Raw genomic sequence first — 18784 nt, forward strand, 5'->3', positions numbered from 1 at the left:
TCATACGCCCGGTGATTGCTTCGCGGCGCGGAGCTCGGGCTGCCCATCAGGTGGAGCCGGCTGGCGTGTGCAGGACACATCCAGGCCATTGCGTTTGCTGGTGGAATCCCCTGGGCATCGGCCCTGGGGGACGCTGTGCGACTGATAGGCTTTATGTATATGGGTTCTGCGATTTCCCCGAAATGGAGGCGGCGCTCGCTCTGAGTGGCGGGTGTGTCACGTCTGGGGAGTGTTTTGTTCGCAATTAGTTCTACTGGAGTCACCCATGTGTTTGCTTCGGGGTTTGTTGATTCTCAAGTCAGGCATGCTTCATTCGAAGTCTTGGTGAACGAGAGACATGGGTTGCTCCGTTTGGAGTGTCCGGTTCTCGTGAAAGTGCACGAAATGGCTTCGTGCTGACGGGCTTGCGCCGTCGTTATGGATTTGGCATTGATCCGTTCTTCCTTTTATCGGGTCTATCGAGGGGGGAGGCGGACTGCGTCCGTCGTCATCTCGTTTGCTGCGTAAAAGCCCGGCTTTCGAGCGTGCCAGTTAGAGGTCCGAGTGTCGCCACAAAATGGGTTGTCGAAGGCGGGTTTGGCCGAAGTGCGGGCTCGTTTGACCGCGGTCCTTGCTCAGCGATTGGGAATCGAGGCTCACACGCTGGATGTCCGAGAGCGCTTCAGCCTGTATGGGCTTGATTCGCTGAAGGCCACCGGCTTCATCGCGGAGGTGGGGGCGATGCTGGGGCGTTCATTGTCGCCCACGCTTGCCTGGGAATATCCCACGTTGGATGGGTTGGCCCGCTACCTCGCGGGTGAGCAGGATGGCGCGTCGTCGCATTCCCTGGCACGTATCGCCCGGGCCCATGAGCCCATTGCCATTATTGGATTGGCCTGTCGTTATCCCCAGGCGGCGAATCCAGAGGCCTTCTGGCGCCTGCTCGTGGGCGGGACGGATGCCATTACGGAAGTGCCGCCGGACCGGTGGGACGTCAACCGCCTTTATGATCGAGACCCCGCGGCGCCCGGCAAGGTGATTTCCCGCTGGGGCGGCTATCTGGACCGCGTGGATGGCTTTGACCCGCTCTTCTTCGGCATCTCACCGAAGGAGGCGCTCCACATGGACCCGCAGCAGCGGCTCATGCTGGAGCTGAGCTGGGAGGCGCTGGAGGACGCGGGCATCGCCGCGGACCGGCTGCAGGGCTCACCCACGGCGGTCTGCTTCGGCGCCGCGTGGATGGACTACGAGATGACGCTGCAGCGCTTCGGCATGAAGCGCATCTCCTCGTACACGTCCACGGGCTACCACCACAGCGTCCTGGCCAACCGGGTCTCCTACGTCCTGGGGCTGCGGGGGCCGAGCTTCTCCATCGACTCGGCCTGCTCGTCCTCGCTCACGGCGGTGCACCTGGCCTGTGAGAGCCTGCGCAGGGGCGAGTCGACGCTGGCCCTGGTGGGTGGTGTGAATCTCACCATCGCCCCCGAGAGCACGGTGTCCCTGTCCAAGCTGGGGGCCCTCTCTCCAGACGGGCGCTGCTACACGTTCGATGCCCGCGCCAACGGCTTCGTGCGCGGCGAGGGCGCGGGGGTGGCGGTGCTCAAGCCGCTCTCCCTGGCGCTCGCGGACGGCGACGCCATCTACTGCGTCATCCGCGGCAGTGCCATCAACAACAACGGTGGCAGCAACGGCCTCACCGCGCCCAACCCGAAGGCGCAGGCGGAGGTCATCCGCCAGGCCTGCGCCAATGCGGGGGTCGAGGCGGCGGAGGTGCAGTACGTCGAGGCGCATGGCACGGGCACGCAGTTGGGAGACCCGCTGGAGGCACAGGCCCTGGGCGAGGTGCTCGGCGCGGGACGGCCCGGGGGCAAGCCCCTGCTCATCGGCTCCTGCAAGACGAACATCGGGCACCTGGAGGCCGCGGCGGGCATCACCGGGCTCATCAAGACTGCGCTGTGCATCAAGCACCGCGCGCTTCCGGCCAGCCTCCACTACGAGAAGCCCAATCCGCTCATTCCCTTCGAGGCGCTGGGCCTGGCGGTCCACCACACCCTGGGGGATTGGCCGGAGCCCGACCGGAAGCTCATCGCGGGCGTCAGTTCCTTCGGCTTCGGGGGCGCGAACTGCCACGTCCTGATGGAAGAGGCCAGTCTTCCTGAGGCACGGCTCCTCCACCTGTCGGGTGAGACGACGGAGGCGCTGCGGGGCGCCGCGCAGGGGCTGCTCGACCGCGTGACGGCCCGGGAGCACCTGCCACTGGCCGAACTGCTCCGCGCGGCCGAAGCGGACGCGGGCACGCAGGCGCACCGCCTGACGGTGACGGTCCGGACCCGGAAGGACCTTCGTGCGGGCCTGGAGAACTTCCTGGCAGGCGTGCCGCGCCCGGGCGTGTCCGTGGGGACGGTGGCGGAGGACGCGGTCCGTAAGCCGGTATTCGTCTATTCGGGACACGGCTGCCAGTGGCCCCGCATGGGCCTGCCGTTGCTGGATACCGAGCCCGTGTTCCGGGCGACGCTGCTGCGCTGCGATGCGCTCATCCGGGAGTACGAAGGTTGGTCGCTGCTGGAAGTGCTGGCCGCTGACGACGCGGCGGCGCGGCTGAGCCGGCTCGACATCGGACTGCCCGCGATTGTGTCGGTGGAGATGGCCCTGACGGACCTCTGGCGCTCGTGGGGCATCGAGCCCGGCGCCGTGGTGGGGCACAGCATCGGCGAGGTGTCGGCGGCGTATGCGGCGGGAGTCCTGGACATCGAGGACACCATTCGCGTCGTCTGCGCCGAGAGCCGGCTGATGCACACGCAGGCGGGCAAGGGCAGCCTGGCGGTCGTGGGCGTCCCGTGGGCGGAGGCCGCTGAACTGCTCGTGGGCTACGAGGGGCGGTTGTTCCGTGCCATCGACTCGGGCGCGGGTTCGACGGTGTTGTCGGGGGATGTGGACGCACTGGCCGAGGTGCTCGCGTCGCTGCAACAGCGCGGAGTCTTCTGCCGGCAGGTGGACATCGACGTTCCGGTGCACAGCCCCCGCATGGACGTGCTGGCGAACGCGTTGACCGAGGCGCTTCGGGACATCCGGCCCCGCCCGGCGCGTGTTCCCCTGATCTCGTCCATCACCGGCGCGGAGATCGACGGCGCGAGCGCGGACGCCTCCCACTGGGTGCGGAACATCGCGTGGCCCACGCTCTTCACCGGCGCGCTCTCCCACACCATCCAGGAGGGCTACGACACGTTCCTGGAGGTCAGTCCGCATGCGATTCTGCGGCACCCCATCGACGCGACGCTGAAGCACCTGGGGCGGCAGGGCCGCGTGGTGCCCTCCCTGCGGCGGCAGGAGGATGAGCGCGCCACGCTGTTCGATTCGTTGGGCGTGCTCTACGCGGCGGGGCAGCCGGTCCGGTGGGATGCACTCGTCGCGCGTGGGGTGGACCACGACGGGGAGGCGGTGCACCTGCTGCCCCTGTCTGCGCGGAGCCCGGAGGCGCTCAAGGCGCTGGCCGCGGATTGGCGCGACTTCCTGGCTGGGGAGCCGGGCGCGTCGCTCGATGATGTCACCTACACCGCGAGCGTGCGTCGCGGCCACCTGTCCCACCGCTTGTCGGTGGTGGGCGGCTCACGACGGGAGCTGGCGGAGGCGCTGGACGCCGTCACGCGGGGGGAACTCCCGCCGGGTGTGAGCGAGGGACGGGTGAGTCCCGAGGGACGGGCCAAGGTGGCCTTCGTCTTCCCGGGACAGGGCTCCCAGTGGTTGGGCATGGGGCGTCAGCTCCTGCGTGAGGAGCCGGTGTTCCGGTCCGCCATCGAGGCGTGCGAGCAGGCCATGCGGCCGCACGTGGACTGGCCGCTCACGGCGGAGCTGCTGGCGGACGAGCAGCATTCGCGCCTGCAGGACATCGACGTGGTGCAGCCGGTGCTTTTCGCCATGCAGGTGGCGTTGGCGGCCCTGTGGCGCTCGTGGGGCATCGCGCCGGACGCGGTGGTGGGGCACAGCATGGGCGAGGTGGCCGCGGCGCACGTCGCGGGCACGCTCTCCCTGGAGGACGCGGCGCGCATCATCTGCCTGCGCAGCCAGCTCCTGCGCCGCAAGAGCGGGCAGGGGGCCATGGCAGTGGTGGAGCTGGGGCTGGCGCAGGCCCGCGAGGCGCTGGCCGGCTACGAGACGCGGCTCTCCGTCGCGGTCAGCAACAGCGCGCGCTCCACGGTGCTCTCGGGTGACACCGACGCATTGGAGTCGCTGCTGCCGAAGCTCGAAAGCCAGGGTGTCTTCTGCCGCCGGGTGAAGGTCAACGTCGCCTCTCACAGTCCGCAGATGGACTCGCTGAAGGACGACCTCCTTCGGGTGCTCGACGGTGTCGCGCCTCAGGGGGCGCCCGTGCCCATCTACTCCACGGTGACGGGCCAGACGAGCGACGGCGCGGACTTCCACCCGGCCTACTGGGTCAGCAACCTGCGCGAACCGGTGCTGTTCCACGGTGCTGTCGAGCAACTCCTGGCGGATGGCTTCACGGTGCTGGTCGAGGTGAGCCCACATCCGGTGTTGCTCGCGCCCATCGAGGAGACGCTGCGCGAGTCGAAACAGGGGGCCATCGCGCTCGCGTCCGCGCGGCGACAGATGCCCGAGCGCCGCTGCCTGCTGGAGTCCCTGGCGGCGCTGTACGCCTGGGGTTGCGCGGTGGACTGGAAGGCGCTGCACCCGGTGCAGGGCCGTGTCGTCGCGCTCCCACGGTACCCGTGGCAGCGGGAGCGCTTCTGGCTTCCGGACGAGGCGGAGGTGGATGCGCAGCCGGAGGGCGTGGCCCCCGCGGACCGGAAGGGACATCCCCTCATCGGTGGTTCGCTCTCCTCGTCCGTCCAGCCCGGGACTCACTTCTGGGAGCGGACCGTGAGCACGGCGGCGTTCCCGTATCTGGCCGACCACTGCGTGTGGGGGGACGTGGTCTTCCCGGGCGCCGGTTACGTGGAGATGGCGCTGAGCGCCGGCGCGGAGGTGTTGGGCGAGACGGGGCTCGTGCTGGAGGACGTCTCCTTCAGTGAGATGCTCGCGCTGGAGCCGGGCCAGTCGAGGTGCGTGCAGGTGGTGCTGTCCGAGGAGGAGCCGGGCCGCGCCACCTTCCAGATTGCCAGCCGCGCGGAGGGCGAGACGTCCTGGCGCAAGCACGCGTCGGGGACGGTGCGGCGGGAGTCGCGTGCGGGCGCGGCTGTTGAATCTCCCGAGGCGCTCCGGGCGCGCGTCACGGTGGCGGTCTCCGCTGAAGCGCACTACCAACGCCGGCAGGCGCAAGGCCTCATGTACGGCCCGACGTTCCAGGGGCTGCGGGGCATCTGGCGCAGTGAGCAGGAGGCGCTGGGACGCCTGGAGGTCTCCGACACGGTGGCCTTGGAGGCGGGGGCGTACCGGCTCCACCCCGCGCTGCTGGATGCGGGACTGCAGGTGGCGGTGGAGCTCCTTGCCCCGCTGACCGCGACATCCGCTCCGGCGACGCATGTGCCGGTGGGAATCGGGCGGATTCGTTTCTTCCAGCGTCCCGGGCGCGCGGCCTGGGCGCGAGTGAAGGTCCGTGAGGAAGGGGCCGCGAGCGAGCGCGAGCGCACTTTCGACTTCTGGTTGCTGGATGAGCAGGGACAGGTGCTGCTGGAGCTCGAAGCGCTGCGCCTGTACCGCCTGGATGTGGGCGCCTCCGCCCGCAAGGAGCTGGGCGCGTGGCTCTACCAGGTGGACTGGGAGGAGCGGCCGCTGCCGGCGGAGCTGGCGTGGCCCGAGCACACGCCGGGAAGCTGGCTGATTCTCCAGGACGGCGGCGGGGTGGGGCAGCGGCTGTCCGCGCAGCTCCTCACGCGAGGCGAGACGTGCGTGCTCGTCGCGCCCGGTGAGGCGTACCGGCTGACCGGGCCGCGGAGTGCCGAGGTGGACCCCCGGAATCCGGAGCACTGGCGCCGGTTGCTCACGGACCTGCTGGGCGCGGGCGTTCCGCCTTGCCGCGGCGTGGTGCACCTGTGGAGCCTGGACCTGGCCTCGACGGAGGCGCTGACGCTCCAGGCGCTGGAGGACTCGCGGCGGCTGGGGACCACCAGCGTGCTGCACCTGGTGCAGGCGCTTTCGGGGGCGGGCTGGCGGGATTCGCCCCGGCTCTGGCTGGCCACGCGTGGGGCACGTTCCGCGGGCAAGGCGGCAGAACGTGTCGCGGTGGCGCAGGCTCCCCTCCTGGGGTTGGGGCAGGTGCTGGCGGTGGAGCAACCGGAGCTGCGCTGCACCCGTGTGGACCTGGAAGGCGGCGCGGACGTCGCGGCGGATGCGCTGCTGCGGGAGCTGTCATCGACCGCGTTCGAAGACCAGACCGCGTGGCGGGGTGGTACGCGACGGGTGGCGCGGCTGTCTCGTGCGGCGGATGCGCTGTCTGCCCGTGAACCGGCGACGCTGCTGCGCGAGGATGGCACCTACCTCATCACGGGGGGCCTCGGTGGCCTGGGGCTGGAACTCGCGCGCTGGCTCGTCTCCCAGGGCGCACGTCACCTGCTGCTGATGGGCCGTCGCGCTCCCTCCGCGGAGGCGGAGCAGGCGCTGGCGGCGCTTCGTGAGGCCGGCGCTCGGGTGGAGCCCTTCCAGGGCGACGTCGCGCGGCTGGAGGACGTGACGGGCGCGTTGGCTCGGGTGGAGGGCGCGATGCCTCCGCTGCGTGGCGTGTTTCATGCCGCGGGGCTCCTCGAGGACGGACTGTTGCTCAACCTCACCGAGGCGCGCTTCGCCTCGGTGTCGGCACCGAAGGTCCTGGGCAGTTGGAACCTGCACGCGCAGACCCGGCACCTGCCGCTGGAGCACTTCGTCCTGTTCTCCAGCGTGGCCGCTTCGCTGGGCACGCCGGGACAGTCGAACTACGCGTCGGCGAATGCCTTCATGGACGCGCTAGCCCAGGCCCGCCGGGCGGAGGGGTTGCCCGCGCTGAGCATCAACTGGGGCACCTGGACGCAGGTGGGCCTCGCGGCGGCGCAGTCCATCCGCGGCGAGCGCCTGGAGGCACGTGGCCTGGGTGGCATGGCGCCGGACAAGGCGCTGGCGGTGCTCGGCATGCTGCTGGGACAGGAGCGGCCACAGCTCAGCGTCATGGCCTTCGAGCCGCGCCAGTGGCTGGGCTTCTATCTGGCCGCGGCACAGTCGCCGTACTTCACGAAGCTGGCGCAGGAGCCGTCCAGCCGGCCCGCTGTGAGCGCGGGCAAGAGCCGGATTCGGGAGCAGCTCGAAGCGGCCCGTGCGTCCGAGCGTCGCGGCCTGCTGGATGCGCACCTGCGCGAGCTGATTGGCGGGGTGCTGCGGATGGCGCCCGCGCGCATCGAGCCACGGACACCGTTGGTGACCTTCGGGCTCGACTCGCTGATGAGCATGGAGATTCGCAACCGCCTGGAGGCGGCGCTCGGGCTGAAGCTCAGCGCGACGGTGGTGTGGACCTATCCGACGGTGGCCGCGCTGGCGCCGTTCCTGGCGGAGAAGCTTGCGCTTCCGCTGGAGGACTCCCGCCCCGAGCCCGCGCTGGAGGTGGCACCGGCGAAGGCCCCCCAGGCGGATGTGACTGCCAGCGAGATTGACGACCTGTCGGAAGAAGAAGTCGAGCGGCTGTTCGCTCAGAGGATGGCGCAAGGCTCATGACGACGTTCGCGGAGAAGATTGCGCAGTACTCCCCCAAGCGGCTCGCGCTGCTGGCGATGGACCTCAAGTCGCGGCTGGACGCGGTGGAGGGCAGCCGGTCGGAGCCCGTGGCCATCATCGGCATGGGCTGCCGCTTCCCGGGCGGAGGAAACGACCCGGCGTCGTACTGGAACCTCCTGTGCAACGGCGTGGATGCCGTCACGGAGGTGCCATCCTCGCGGTGGACCCGTGAGGACATGGCGCGGATGGACCCCGAGGCCCAGGAGAAGCTGGGCGCGAAGTGGGGCGCCTTCATCAACGCGGTGGACCAGTTCGACGCGGACTTCTTCGGCATCTCTCCGCACGAAGCGCACCGGATGGACCCGCAGCAGCGCATCCTCCTGGAAGTGGCGTGGGAGGCGCTGGAGAACGCGGGCCAGGACATGTCTCGGCTGGCGGGGAGCCGCACGGGCGTGTTCGTGGGCGTGTACAGCGATGACTACGCGCTGTTGCAGGTGGGGAATCCGGCGGCGCGCGACTCCAGCAGCGTGACGGGCGCCATCAACTGCGTGGTGCCGGGGCGGCTGTCGTACCTCATGGACTTCCAGGGCCCCAGCCTGTCCGTGGACACCGCGTGTTCGTCATCCCTGGTGGCCCTGCATCTGGCCGCGCAGAGCCTCCGGCAGCAAGAGTGCACCATGGCGCTGGCGTGCGGCGTCAACCTCATCCTGTCGCCGCTGTCGTCGAGCCGCGTGTCCCGTGCGCAGGCGCTCGCGCCGGATGGACGCTGCAAGACCTTCGATGCCCGCGCCAACGGCTTCGTGCGGGGCGAGGGCTGCGGCGTGGTCGTCCTCAAGCGGCTGTCGGATGCGCTGGCGGCGGGGGACACCGTCCTCGCGCTCATCCGGGGTTCTGCCGTCAACCAGGACGGCAAGTCGGCGGGATTGACGGCGCCCAACGTGCTCGCGCAGAAGGCGCTCATCCGCCAGGCGCTCCAGAGCGCGAACCTGGAGCCCGCCGACATCGACTGCATCGAGGCCCATGGCACCGGGACGTCGCTGGGCGACCCCATCGAGATGGAGGCGCTCCACGAGGTGTATGCGCAGGGGCGCACCGCGGAGCAGTCGCTGGTGGTGGGCGCGGCGAAGACGAACATCGGCCACCTGGAGTCGGCCGCCGGCATCGCCGGCATCATCAAGATGGTCCTGTCGATGCAGCACGGGGCCGTCCCGCCGCTCGCGCACTTCCAGCGGCTCAACCCGCGCATCGACTTCGGCGGTGAATCCCTCACGGTCCCCACGAAGCTGCACCCCTGGCCCGCGCGGGAGACGCGCAAGCGCCGGGGCGCGGTCAGCTCGTTTGGCATCAGCGGCACGAATGCCCATGTGATTCTCGAAGAGGCCCCCGTGGCCGCGGCGGCGCCCCCTGCGCCTTCTCGCGGGGCGTACCTGCTGCCGTTGTCCGCGCGCTCACCCTCCGCGCTTCAATCATTGGCCCGGAAGTACGCGGACGTCCTCACGTCGTCCCCGGAGTTGCCGCTCCGGGATGTCTGCTTCACCGCGGCGCTGCGGCGGACCCATCACGAGTACCGGATGGCGGTCGCGGGGGACTCGGCGGAGGCGGTGGCGCGGCAGCTTCGGGAGTTTGCCTTGGAGGGGCCTGCTCCGGCGGCGACGGACACGGATACCCGGCGCAAGGCGGTCTTCGTCTTCCCGGGGCAGGGCTCGCAGTGGGCCGGCATGGGGCGGCAGCTCCTCGAACAGGAGCCTGTCTTCCGTGAGGCCGTGGAGCGCATCGATGAGGCCATGCGGCCCCACGTCACGTGGCGTCTGATTGACGTGCTGCGCGCACCCGCCGAGGACTCCCGGCTCCAGGACATCGACGTCGTGCAGCCGGTGTTGTTCGCCATGGCGGTGGCGCTGTCCGCGCTCTGGCGCTCCTGGGGCGTCGAGCCGGACGCGGTGGTGGGGCACAGCATGGGTGAGGTGGCCGCGGCGCACGTCGCGGGCGCGCTCTCCCTGGAGGACGCGGCGCGCATCATCTGCCTGCGCAGCCAGCTCCTGCGGCGCATCAGCGGCCAGGGGGCCATGCTCGCGACGGAGCTGACCCTGGAGGACGCGCGCAAGACGCTGGTGGGCCGCGAGGACCGCGTGGCCATCGCGGTCAGCAACAGTCCGACCTCCACGGTGCTGTCGGGGGAGAATGCCGCGCTCGAAGCGATTCGCGCCGAGCTGGAGTCGCGCAACGTCTTCTGCCGCTGGGTGAAGGTCGACGTGGCCTCGCATAGTCCGCAGGTGGACCCGCTGCGGGACGAGCTGCTCTCCGTGCTCTCGGCGGTGCGGCCCGGACGCTCCAGCGTGCCCATTCACTCCACGGTGACCGGCGCCTCCTGTGACGGCTCCGGCTTCGATGCCGCCTACTGGGTCCGCAATCTGCGCGACCCGGTGCTCTTCTCCTCGTCGGTGCTGCAACTCGCCGAGGCTGGGCACTCCGTTTTCCTGGAGATGAGCCCGCACCCGATTCTGCTGCCCGCCGTGGAGCGCTGCCTTCAGCACGCGGGCCGCGAGGGCGTGACGCTTCCGTCCCTGCGCCGCGAGGAGGCTGAGCGGACCGTGCTGCTGGAGTCCATGGGCGCGCTGTACCGCGCGGGACTCCCCGTGCAGTGGAAGCGCTTGTTCCCGGAGGGTGGGGCGCCGCTCCCGTTGCCAACCTATCCCTGGCAGCACAAGCGGTACTGGCTGGACGCGGTGGCCACGCCCGTGGCGGTGATGGTCGAGCCGCGGACCTCCCTCAAGGGCCGGCCGGTGAGCGTGGCTCACGGCGTCGATGGCCAGGTCTTCGAGCTGGAGCTGGGGAGCCACTCGCTGCCGTGGCTGGGTGCGCACCGGTTGGGTGGCGTCGCGGTCGTTCCTGCCTCGGCGTTGGTGGAGCTCGGGCTGAGCGCCGCCGCCGATGCGTTGGGCACTGGGGGACGGGTGCTGTCCGGCGTCGAGTTCGAGCGGGCGCTGGTGCTGCCGGAGACCCAGCGGCGGCTCGTGCAGGTCCACCTCTCTTCCGAGGCAGGAGGCAAGCACGAGTTCCACATCCACAGCCGCGCGGTGGGCGGGGCCTCGTCCGAGGTGGGATGGGTGCGCCATTGCCGGGGCCATGTCCAGGTGCTCAGTGCCTCGATGGGCGCGTTGGCGTCCATCGACGCGGTCCGTGCGCGCTGTGTGGAGCATGTCCCGGGCGCGGCGGTCTACGGCGAGCTGGAGCGCTGCAACGTCCAGTACGACGAGCCGCTGCGGACACTGGGCGAGGCGTGGCGGCGGCCGGGGGAGGCGCTGGGCCGGGTGGTGCTGGGCGCGGAGCGACTTCAGGAGGCGTCCCAGTATCAGCTTCATCCCGCGTTGCTGGACGCCGCGCTCCAGACGCTGGCGCTCGCGCTGGCGGCCGAACCGGGGCAGGCAGCGCTCTTCATGCCTCTGGGGATCGAATCCTTCGAGTGCGTCCCTGGCAGCGCGGACATCCGGTGGGCTCACGTATCCATTTCGCCAGCGTCTCGTCCTGAGGAGCGGCTGGGCACACTGTCCCTGCTGGACGCGGAGGGTCGCCCGGTCGCGGTGGCGCGCGGTGTCCGGTTGCGGCACGTGGCGGTGGAGCGGCTGCTCGAGGTGTTGGGAGAGGTCCGCGCGCAGGACTGGTTCCACGACGTGTCGTGGGAGCCGCGGCCGGCGGGGACACCCCAGTCGGCTCCCACGGATTGGCTTGTGTTCGCGGACCGGGGTGGTTGGGGCACGGCATTCGCCGAGGAGCTGCGGCGTCAGGGCACCCCTTTTGTCACGGTGACCACGGGGGACGCCTTCCAGCGTCTGGGTACGCGGAGCTTCGTGGTGGACCCGCAGCGGCCGGAGGACATGGCGCGCTTGCTGCGAGAGCTTCCAGCGCTCGCTGCTGGCCACGAAGGCCGGGCGCTCTTCCTGTGGGGCCTCGACGAAACGTTGGATGGGCAGACGGCAGTGCCCGCGTCCACGGTGGCGGCGCTGCACCTGGTGAAGGCCCTCATGGAGGTGCCAGGGCGTGCGCGGCTCTGGGTGGTGACGCGGGGCGCGCAGGTCACGGGCGTGGGGACCGAACGTGTGTCGCTGGCCCAGTCACCCCTGTGGGGCATGGGCCGGAGCGTCTCGCTGGAACAGCCGGGCGTTTGGGGCGGCCTCATCGACCTGCCGCCGAATCGGTCGCCGGATGAAGTCACCTCGGTGCTGCGGGAAGTCTCCGCGTTCGGAACGGATGGAGAGGACCAGCTCGCCTTCCGCGATGGGCGCTCGCTGGTCCCCCGGCTCACACGGGGAAGGACAGGGACGGCCGAGGAGGCGCTGCGCCTGCGCTCGGACGCGACGTACCTCGTCTCGGGCGGCCTGGGCGGGCTGGGGCTGAAGGTGGCGCGGTGGCTGGTGGAGCGGGGCGCGCGGCACCTGGTGCTGCTGGGCCGCAGTGGGGTCTCCGGTGCGGATGGGGCGGCGTCGGTGCGGCGCCGCGAGGAGCTCGAGTCGCTCCGGGCGCTCGGGGCGACCGTCACGCCCATGGCTGTGGACGTGGCAGACCGCGAGCGGATGGCGGCAATCCTGCGAGACATGGCGGCGACGCTGCCTCCGCTGCGCGGCGTGATTCATGCCGCCGCGCTCATCACGGAGTGCCGGTTGGAGGACCTGGATGTCGCCGCCACGACGGCGATGATGCGTCCGAAGGTGCTCGGGAGCTGGGTGCTGCACGACCTGACGCGCGGCCTCTCGCTCGACTTCTTCGTGATGTTCTCGTCGACGTCCACGCTGTGGGGCGCCTCTGGCCTGGCGCACTACGCGGCGGGCAACCAGTTCCTGGAAGCGCTGGCGCACCACCGCCGGGCCGAAGGGCTGCCCGCGACCGCTATTCACTGGGGGACGTGGGACGAGATTGGCGGAGAGCGCGCCGACAACGCGCGGGGCTACGCACGCTTCGGGCTGAACCCAATGGCCTCGGAGCGCGCGCTCGATGCGATGGGACAGGTGCTGCGGTCGGGCGCGAGTCACAAGACGGTCGCCTCCGTGGACTGGTCCGTGCTCAAGCCCATCTGGGAGGCTCGGCGTCGCCGGCCCTTCCTGATGAACATGGGCGCGGCGTCGCCGGCCACGAACGGTGGTGCCACCTCGCGGGCACGGTTGCTCTCGGAGTTGAAGGCGCTCCCTGCTGAGCGCCGGTTCGACACGCTCGTGCAGCGCATCCAGGGCGAGGTGGGGCGCATTCTCGGCTTCACTCCCACCGATTTGCCCCCCGTGGACCGCGGCTTCTTCCAGATGGGGATGACGTCCCAGATGTCCGTGGAGCTGCGCAACGTGTTGCAGCGTGGACTCGAGAAGGAGCTGCCCGCGAGCCTCGCGTTCGACCACCCCACCGTCGTGGCGCTGGCGAAGCGTCTGGCGGGGAGCGTCACCACGGTGGACATCCCATTGCCCACGGTAGCGGCGGCTCCGGTGCAGAAGTCATCCCCGGTGCCTTCGGACGTCGGCGACCTGTCGGAGCGGCTGGCGCAAGTCTCGGAGCTGTCGGACGACGAAGTCGAGCGGTTGATTGCCCTGAAGCTGAGCTGAATCGGACGACTGCGATGAGCAAGGAATTCTACGAGAAGATTTCGAGCCTCTCTCCCAAGCGGCTCGCGTTGCTGGCGCTCGACCTGCACGCGGAGAGCGAAGCCCTCAAGCGCGCGCGCTCGGAGCCCATCGCCATCGTCGGTGCGTCCTGCCGCGTTCCCGGAGGCGTGCGGACACCCGAGGACTTCTGGCGCCTGCTGAGCCAGGGGGTGGACGCCATCACCGAGGTCCCGCGTGAGCGGTGGGACGCGGAGGCGCTCTTCGACCCCGACCCGAGTAAGCGAGGCCGCACCTATGCTCGCTGGGGCGGCTTCATCGACGGTGTGGACCAGTTCGACGCCGCGTTCTTCGGCGTCTCACCCCGGGAAGCGTCGCGGATGGACCCGCAGCAGCGGATGCTGCTGGAGGTCGCGTGGGAGGCGCTGGAGCGCGCGGGCCAGCCGCCGGACCAGCTCGCGGGAAGCAAGTCCGGTGTCTTCCTGGGCATCATCGGCAGCGACTACGCGCAGCTCCAGGCGCGGCAGCTCGGCGATGCGCCGGACATCTATCACCTGACGGGGACCTCGCTGAACGCGGCGGCGGGCCGCCTGGCGTACACGCTGGGCCTCCAGGGGCCGTGCATGTCCATCGACACGGCGTGCTCGTCATCGTTGGTGGGGCTCCACGTCGCCTGCCAGAGCCTGCGCAACCGCGAGTGCGATCTGGCGCTCTCCGCGGGCGTCAACCTCATGCTGATGCCGGACCCGACCGTTGCCCTCTCCAGCAGCCGAGGGCTGGCGCCGGACGGACGGTGCAAGACCTTCGATGCCGCCGCCAATGGCTTCGTGCGCGCGGAGGGCTGCGTCGTCCTGGTGCTCAAGCGGCTCTCGGATGCGCTGGCCAACGGCGATGAGATTCTGTCGCTCGTCGCGGGCTCGGCGGTGAACCAGGACGGCGCCAGCAGTGGACTCATGGTGCCCAACGGACCGGCGCAGGAGCGGGTCATCGAGCAGGCGCTGGCGAGCGCGGGGCTGAAGCCCTCGCAGGTCTCCTTCGTCGAGGCGCACGGGACGGGCACGTCGCTGGGCGACCCCATCGAGCTGCAAGCGCTGGCGCGGGTTCTGGGCGCGGGACGGAGCGCGGATACGCCACTGTACGTTGGCTCGGTGAAGACGAATGTCGGGCACCTCGAAGCGACGGCGGGGCTCACGGGCATCCTGAAGACGGCCCTCTCACTGCGCCACGAGGCGATTCCTCCGAACCTGCACTTCCACCGCCTCAACCCGGACATCGTGCTGGACGGGGCGCCTGTCGTCGTTCCCACGGCGCTCCAGCCGTGGCCCCGCGCCGAGCAGCCTCGCCTCGCTGGCGTGAGCGCGTTTGGCATCAGCGGCACCAATGCCCACGTCATCTTGCAGGAGCCGCCGGTGCCGTCATCACGGCCTGCCGTCCCCGCTCGTGGCGCGGAGTTGCTCGTGCTGTCGGCGCGTAGTTCGGAGGCGCTCCAGGCCATGGCCGGGAGTCACGCGCATTGGCTCGCCGCGCATCCGGAGGTGTCACTCCGCGACATCTGCGCCACGGCGGCCCTGTCGCGCTCCCACCATGAGCACCGCCTCGCGCTCGCGGGCCACACGCACGCTGAACTCGAGGAGAAGCTCGGGGCGTACGCGCGTGGAGAGCCCGTGCCGGGCGCGGCCACGGGACGTGCATCGGGGCAGACCCGGCGCCGGGTCGTCTTCGTGTTCCCGGGGCAGGGCTCGCAGTGGCTGGGCATGGGCCGGAAGCTGCTGGCGGAGGAGGCGGCGTTCCGCGAGGCCATGGAGCGCTGCGACGCGGCCATCCAGGCGTGCGCGGGCTTCAGCGTCCTGGGGGAGCTGGCCGCCGAAGAGGGCAAGGGCCGCCTCCATGAAATCGACGTCATCCAGCCCGTTCTCTTCGCCATGGAAGTGGCGCTGGCGGAGCTGTGGCGCGCCTGGGGCATCGAGCCCGACGCCGTGGTGGGGCACAGCATGGGCGAGGTGGCCGCGGCGCACGTGGCCGGAACGCTGAGCCTGGAGGACGCGGCGAAGGTCATCTGCCGCCGCAGCCGGCTGCTTCGAGGCGTGAGCGGGCAGGGCTCCATGCTCCTGGTGGACCTGACGTTGGAAGAGGCGAAGCAGGCCCTTCATGGCTGGGAGTCGCAGGTCTCCGTCGCGGTGAGCAACAGCGTGCGCTCCACGGTGCTGTCGGGCGCTCCTGGAGCCCTGGAGGACATCGCCCAGCGGCTCAAGCAGCGGGACGTCTTCTGCCGCTTCGTGAAGGTGGACGTGGCCTCGCACAGTCCTCAAATGGACCCGCTGCGGCCCGACCTGCTCGCGGCGCTCCAGGACCTCGCGCCGCGCGCGTCCCGTGTGCCCATCTGCTCGACGGTGACGGGGCGGATGACGGATGGCGCGGAGTTCCGTGCCGGCTACTGGGCGGACAACCTGCGCGAGCCGGTGTTGTTCTCGAAGGCCATCGAGAAGCTCGCGGTCGACGGCCATGACCTCTTCATCGAGCTGAGCCCGCATCCCATCCTCTTGCCCGCCGTGGAGCAACACCTGCGGCACCTCGGACGAGAGGGGACGGTGCTGCCCTCGCTCCGCCGTGACGAAGACGAGCGCGGGGCGATGTTGTCATCCCTGGGCGCGCTCTACGCCGTGGGGCACGAGGTGGACCTTAAGCGCCAGCACCCCGTGCGGGGCCGGCTCGCGGCGCTGCCCACGTACCCGTGGCAGCACGAGCGCTTCTGGATTGAGTCGTCCACGCGGACCCGTCGTGCCCGGGACGCTGGCCACCACCCGTTGCTGGGCACGCACCTGTCCCTGGCGGGCCAGGAAGGCGCACACCTGTGGCAGACGGAGCTGTACGCGGACAGCCCTTCGTATCTGTCGGACCACGTCGTCCATGGGGAGGTCGTGCTCCCCGGCACCGGGTACTTGGAGATGGCGCTCGCGGGGGCCTCCGAGGCCTTCGGGCCGGGACGGCTCGCGCTGGAGGACGTCATCTTCCAGGAGATGATGGTGCTTCCTCGGGAAGAGGCGCTGTCGGTTCAGATGCGCGTCATCCCGGGGGCGGATGGTACCCGTCGCTTCCAGGTCTTCAGCCGCCCGGTGGACGGCGTCGGGGCTTGGACACTGCACGCTGAAGGGCGCTTGAGTGAGAGCACGAGAGCGGAGCCCTTCGCGCTCGACGAGGCGCGGGCTCGGTGCCCTGAGCTTCTGGAGGGCGAGAAGCACTACCAGCTCATGCTGGAGCGGGGCGTCGACTTCGGACCCAGCTTCCGCCTGGTGAAGGAGATGTGGAAGGGGGAGGGCGAGGCGGTGGCGCGCCTGGAATTGTCACCTTCCGTCGCGGCGGAGATGACGGCGCATCAGCTCCATCCGGCGCTGCTGGATGCCTGCTTGCAAGCCATCAACGGCGCGGGGCTGGGGGACCGTAGGGGAGAGACGTTCGTCCCGGTGGCGGTGGACTCGCTGCGCATGCACGGGCGGCCCGGACATGCGCTTTGGAGTCACGCTCGTGTCCGGCCGGGCACGGGCGGTGGCCCGGGCTCGATTGAAGCCGATGTGACGTTGCTGGACGCGGAGGGCAACATCCTGATGGAGGCCCGCGGCCTGATGGCGCGCCGTCTGGATGCGGTGCGGCGCCGGTCCGCGGATGAAATCGACCAGTGGATGTACCGGGTGGACTGGCAGGAAGCGCCGCGTGAGACGCCCACGGCCGTCTCGGAGTCGAAGCCCGGCACCTGGCTGGTACTCGCGGACCGTGCTGGTTTCAGCGCGAAGCTGCGCGCGGTGCTGAGCGAGCGTGGGGAGCGGTGCATCCTCGTCTCTCACGGCGAGGAGACCCGGCTCATCGAGCCCGGCCACTACGTGGTGGACCCGTCACGAGCGGAGGGCTTCACGCGGATTCTCGACGCGGAGTTCGGCGCCGGACGCCCCGCATGCCGTGGCGTCGTGCACCTCTTCAGCCTGGATGTGCCCGGCCTCGAGGCTGGCGCGGATGCGCTGGTGAAGGCGCGCACGCTTGGCGCGGCGAGCGCGCTCCACCTCACGCAGGCCCTGGTCGCGTCGGGCTTCCGGGACATGCCTCGGGTGTGTTTGGTGACGGAAGGTGTCCAGGCCGTCAAGCCGGGTGAGCAGGTGGCCCATGTCGAGCAGGCGCCACTCTGGGGCTTGGGACGCGTGCTCACGTTGGAGCATCCCGAACTCCGGTGCTGCAGCGTGGACCTGGGGGCTCGCGATGAGGTCCAGGCTCGGGCGCTGGCCGACGAGCTCCTCGCGTCGAGTCCGGAAGAACAGGTCGCGCTCCGGGGCTCCGCGCGGTTCGTGGCGCGGCTGTCGCGCATGGAGCGCAGCACGGCGGCGCCGGCGGAGTTGCGAGCCGATGCCACGTACCTGATTACCGGTGGCCTGGGGGGCCTGGGCCTGAAGCTCGCGGAGTGGCTGGTCGACCGGGGCGCCCGCCACCTGGCCTTGCTGGGGCGCAAGGGCGCGTCCGCGGAGGCGCAGCCGGTGCTGGATGCGCTGCGTGCCGGCGGCGTCGAAGTCCGGGTGTTCAAGGCGGACGCGGCGGCGCGCCCGGACCTGGAGCGGGTGCTGGGAGAGGTGGCGGCGGAGATGCCTCCACTCCGGGGTGTCTTCCACGCGGCGGCGGTCCTCGATGACGGCGTGTTGGTGAACCTCACCGCCGAGCGTCTGCGCACGGTGATGGAGCCCAAGGTCCACGGCGCCTGGCATCTGCACACGCTGACGGCATCGGCGCCGTTGGAGCACTTCGTGTTGTTCGCCGCGGCGGGTTCGCTGCTGGGCTCGCCGGGGCAGGGCAACTACGCGGCGGCCAACGTCTTCCTCGATGCGTTGGCGGCGTACCGGCGTGGGCTCGGCCTGCCGGCGCTGAGCGTTGACTGGGGGGCCTGGGCCGGTGTGGGTCTGGCCGCGGCGGCCGAGGCGCGCGGGGAACGCATCACCCAGCGCGGCGTGGACACCATGCCACCGTCGCAAGCGCTGGAGGCGTTGAGCCGCATCCTGGGCAGCCCTCTGTCGCGCGTGGTGGTGATGCGTTTCGACCTGCGGCAGTGGAGCGAGTTCTACCTGACGGCGGCGCGCTCGCCCTTCCTGTCGCGGCTGGCGCGTGAGCAGGCCAGCGCCGCGAATGTTCCCGCTGTTCGCGGTGCCTTCGTGGAGACACTCCGGGCCGCGGAGGTGCTGAAGCGCGCGTCGTTGCTGGAGGCGCACCTCTGTGAACAGGCCGGCCATGTGCTCCGGCTGGCGCCTTCGCGAATCGACCCGCAGGAGCCCCTGGGCAGCATGGGGTTGGATTCCCTGATGGGGCTGGAGATTCGCAACCGGCTCGAAGCCAGCCTGGGCCTGAGGCTTCCCGCGACGCTGGTCTGGCGGCACCCGACGGTGGCGGCGCTCGTCGTGCACCTGGCTGAACAACTGCAACTTCCCATCACGACCCAGGCGGAGCAGCCGCGGGATGAAGCCGCCACGCTCGAAGCCGCGATCGTCAACAACGTCAAGCAACTCTCGGACGACGAAGCCGAGGCGCTGCTCGCGGAGAAGCTCGCCGCGCTGGCCGATTGA

Annotated in this window: 3 protein-coding genes; all 3 read left to right on the plus strand. The window is 70.4% G+C overall.

Going from position 1 to position 18784, the window contains the following annotated elements:
- Positions 1-621 precede the first annotated feature (621 nt).
- From FMP39_RS21410 to FMP39_RS21420, 3 genes are read left to right on the plus strand one after another with little or no spacing between them, the layout of a single operon-like run.
- Entirely contained in the window at positions 622-7611 is a 6990-nt protein-coding gene (locus tag FMP39_RS21410; RefSeq protein WP_305036074.1) for a type I polyketide synthase, read from the plus strand.
- Positions 7608-13196, plus strand: coding sequence for a type I polyketide synthase (locus tag FMP39_RS21415; protein WP_141592151.1), 5589 nt, complete (start codon positions 7608-7610; stop codon positions 13194-13196). The genes FMP39_RS21410 and FMP39_RS21415 overlap by 4 nt, the downstream gene beginning before the upstream one ends.
- Before the next feature lie 14 nt (positions 13197-13210).
- Positions 13211-18784 (plus strand): type I polyketide synthase, encoded by a 5574-nt coding sequence (locus FMP39_RS21420; protein WP_141592152.1) that lies wholly within the window; start codon positions 13211-13213, stop codon positions 18782-18784.

The sequence above is a fragment of the Myxococcus sp. AB056 genome, assembly GCF_006547365.1.
Lineage (GTDB): Bacteria > Myxococcota > Myxococcia > Myxococcales > Myxococcaceae > Myxococcus > Myxococcus virescens.

Excerpts from the sequence above, each read along its gene's own strand:
- FMP39_RS21415 (WP_141592151.1), top strand. The coding sequence starts at position 7,608 with ATGACGACGTTCGCGGAGAAGATTGCGCAGTACTCCCCCAAGCGGCTC.
- FMP39_RS21420 (WP_141592152.1), top strand. The coding sequence starts at position 13,211 with ATGAGCAAGGAATTCTACGAGAAGATTTCGAGCCTCTCTCCCAAGCGG.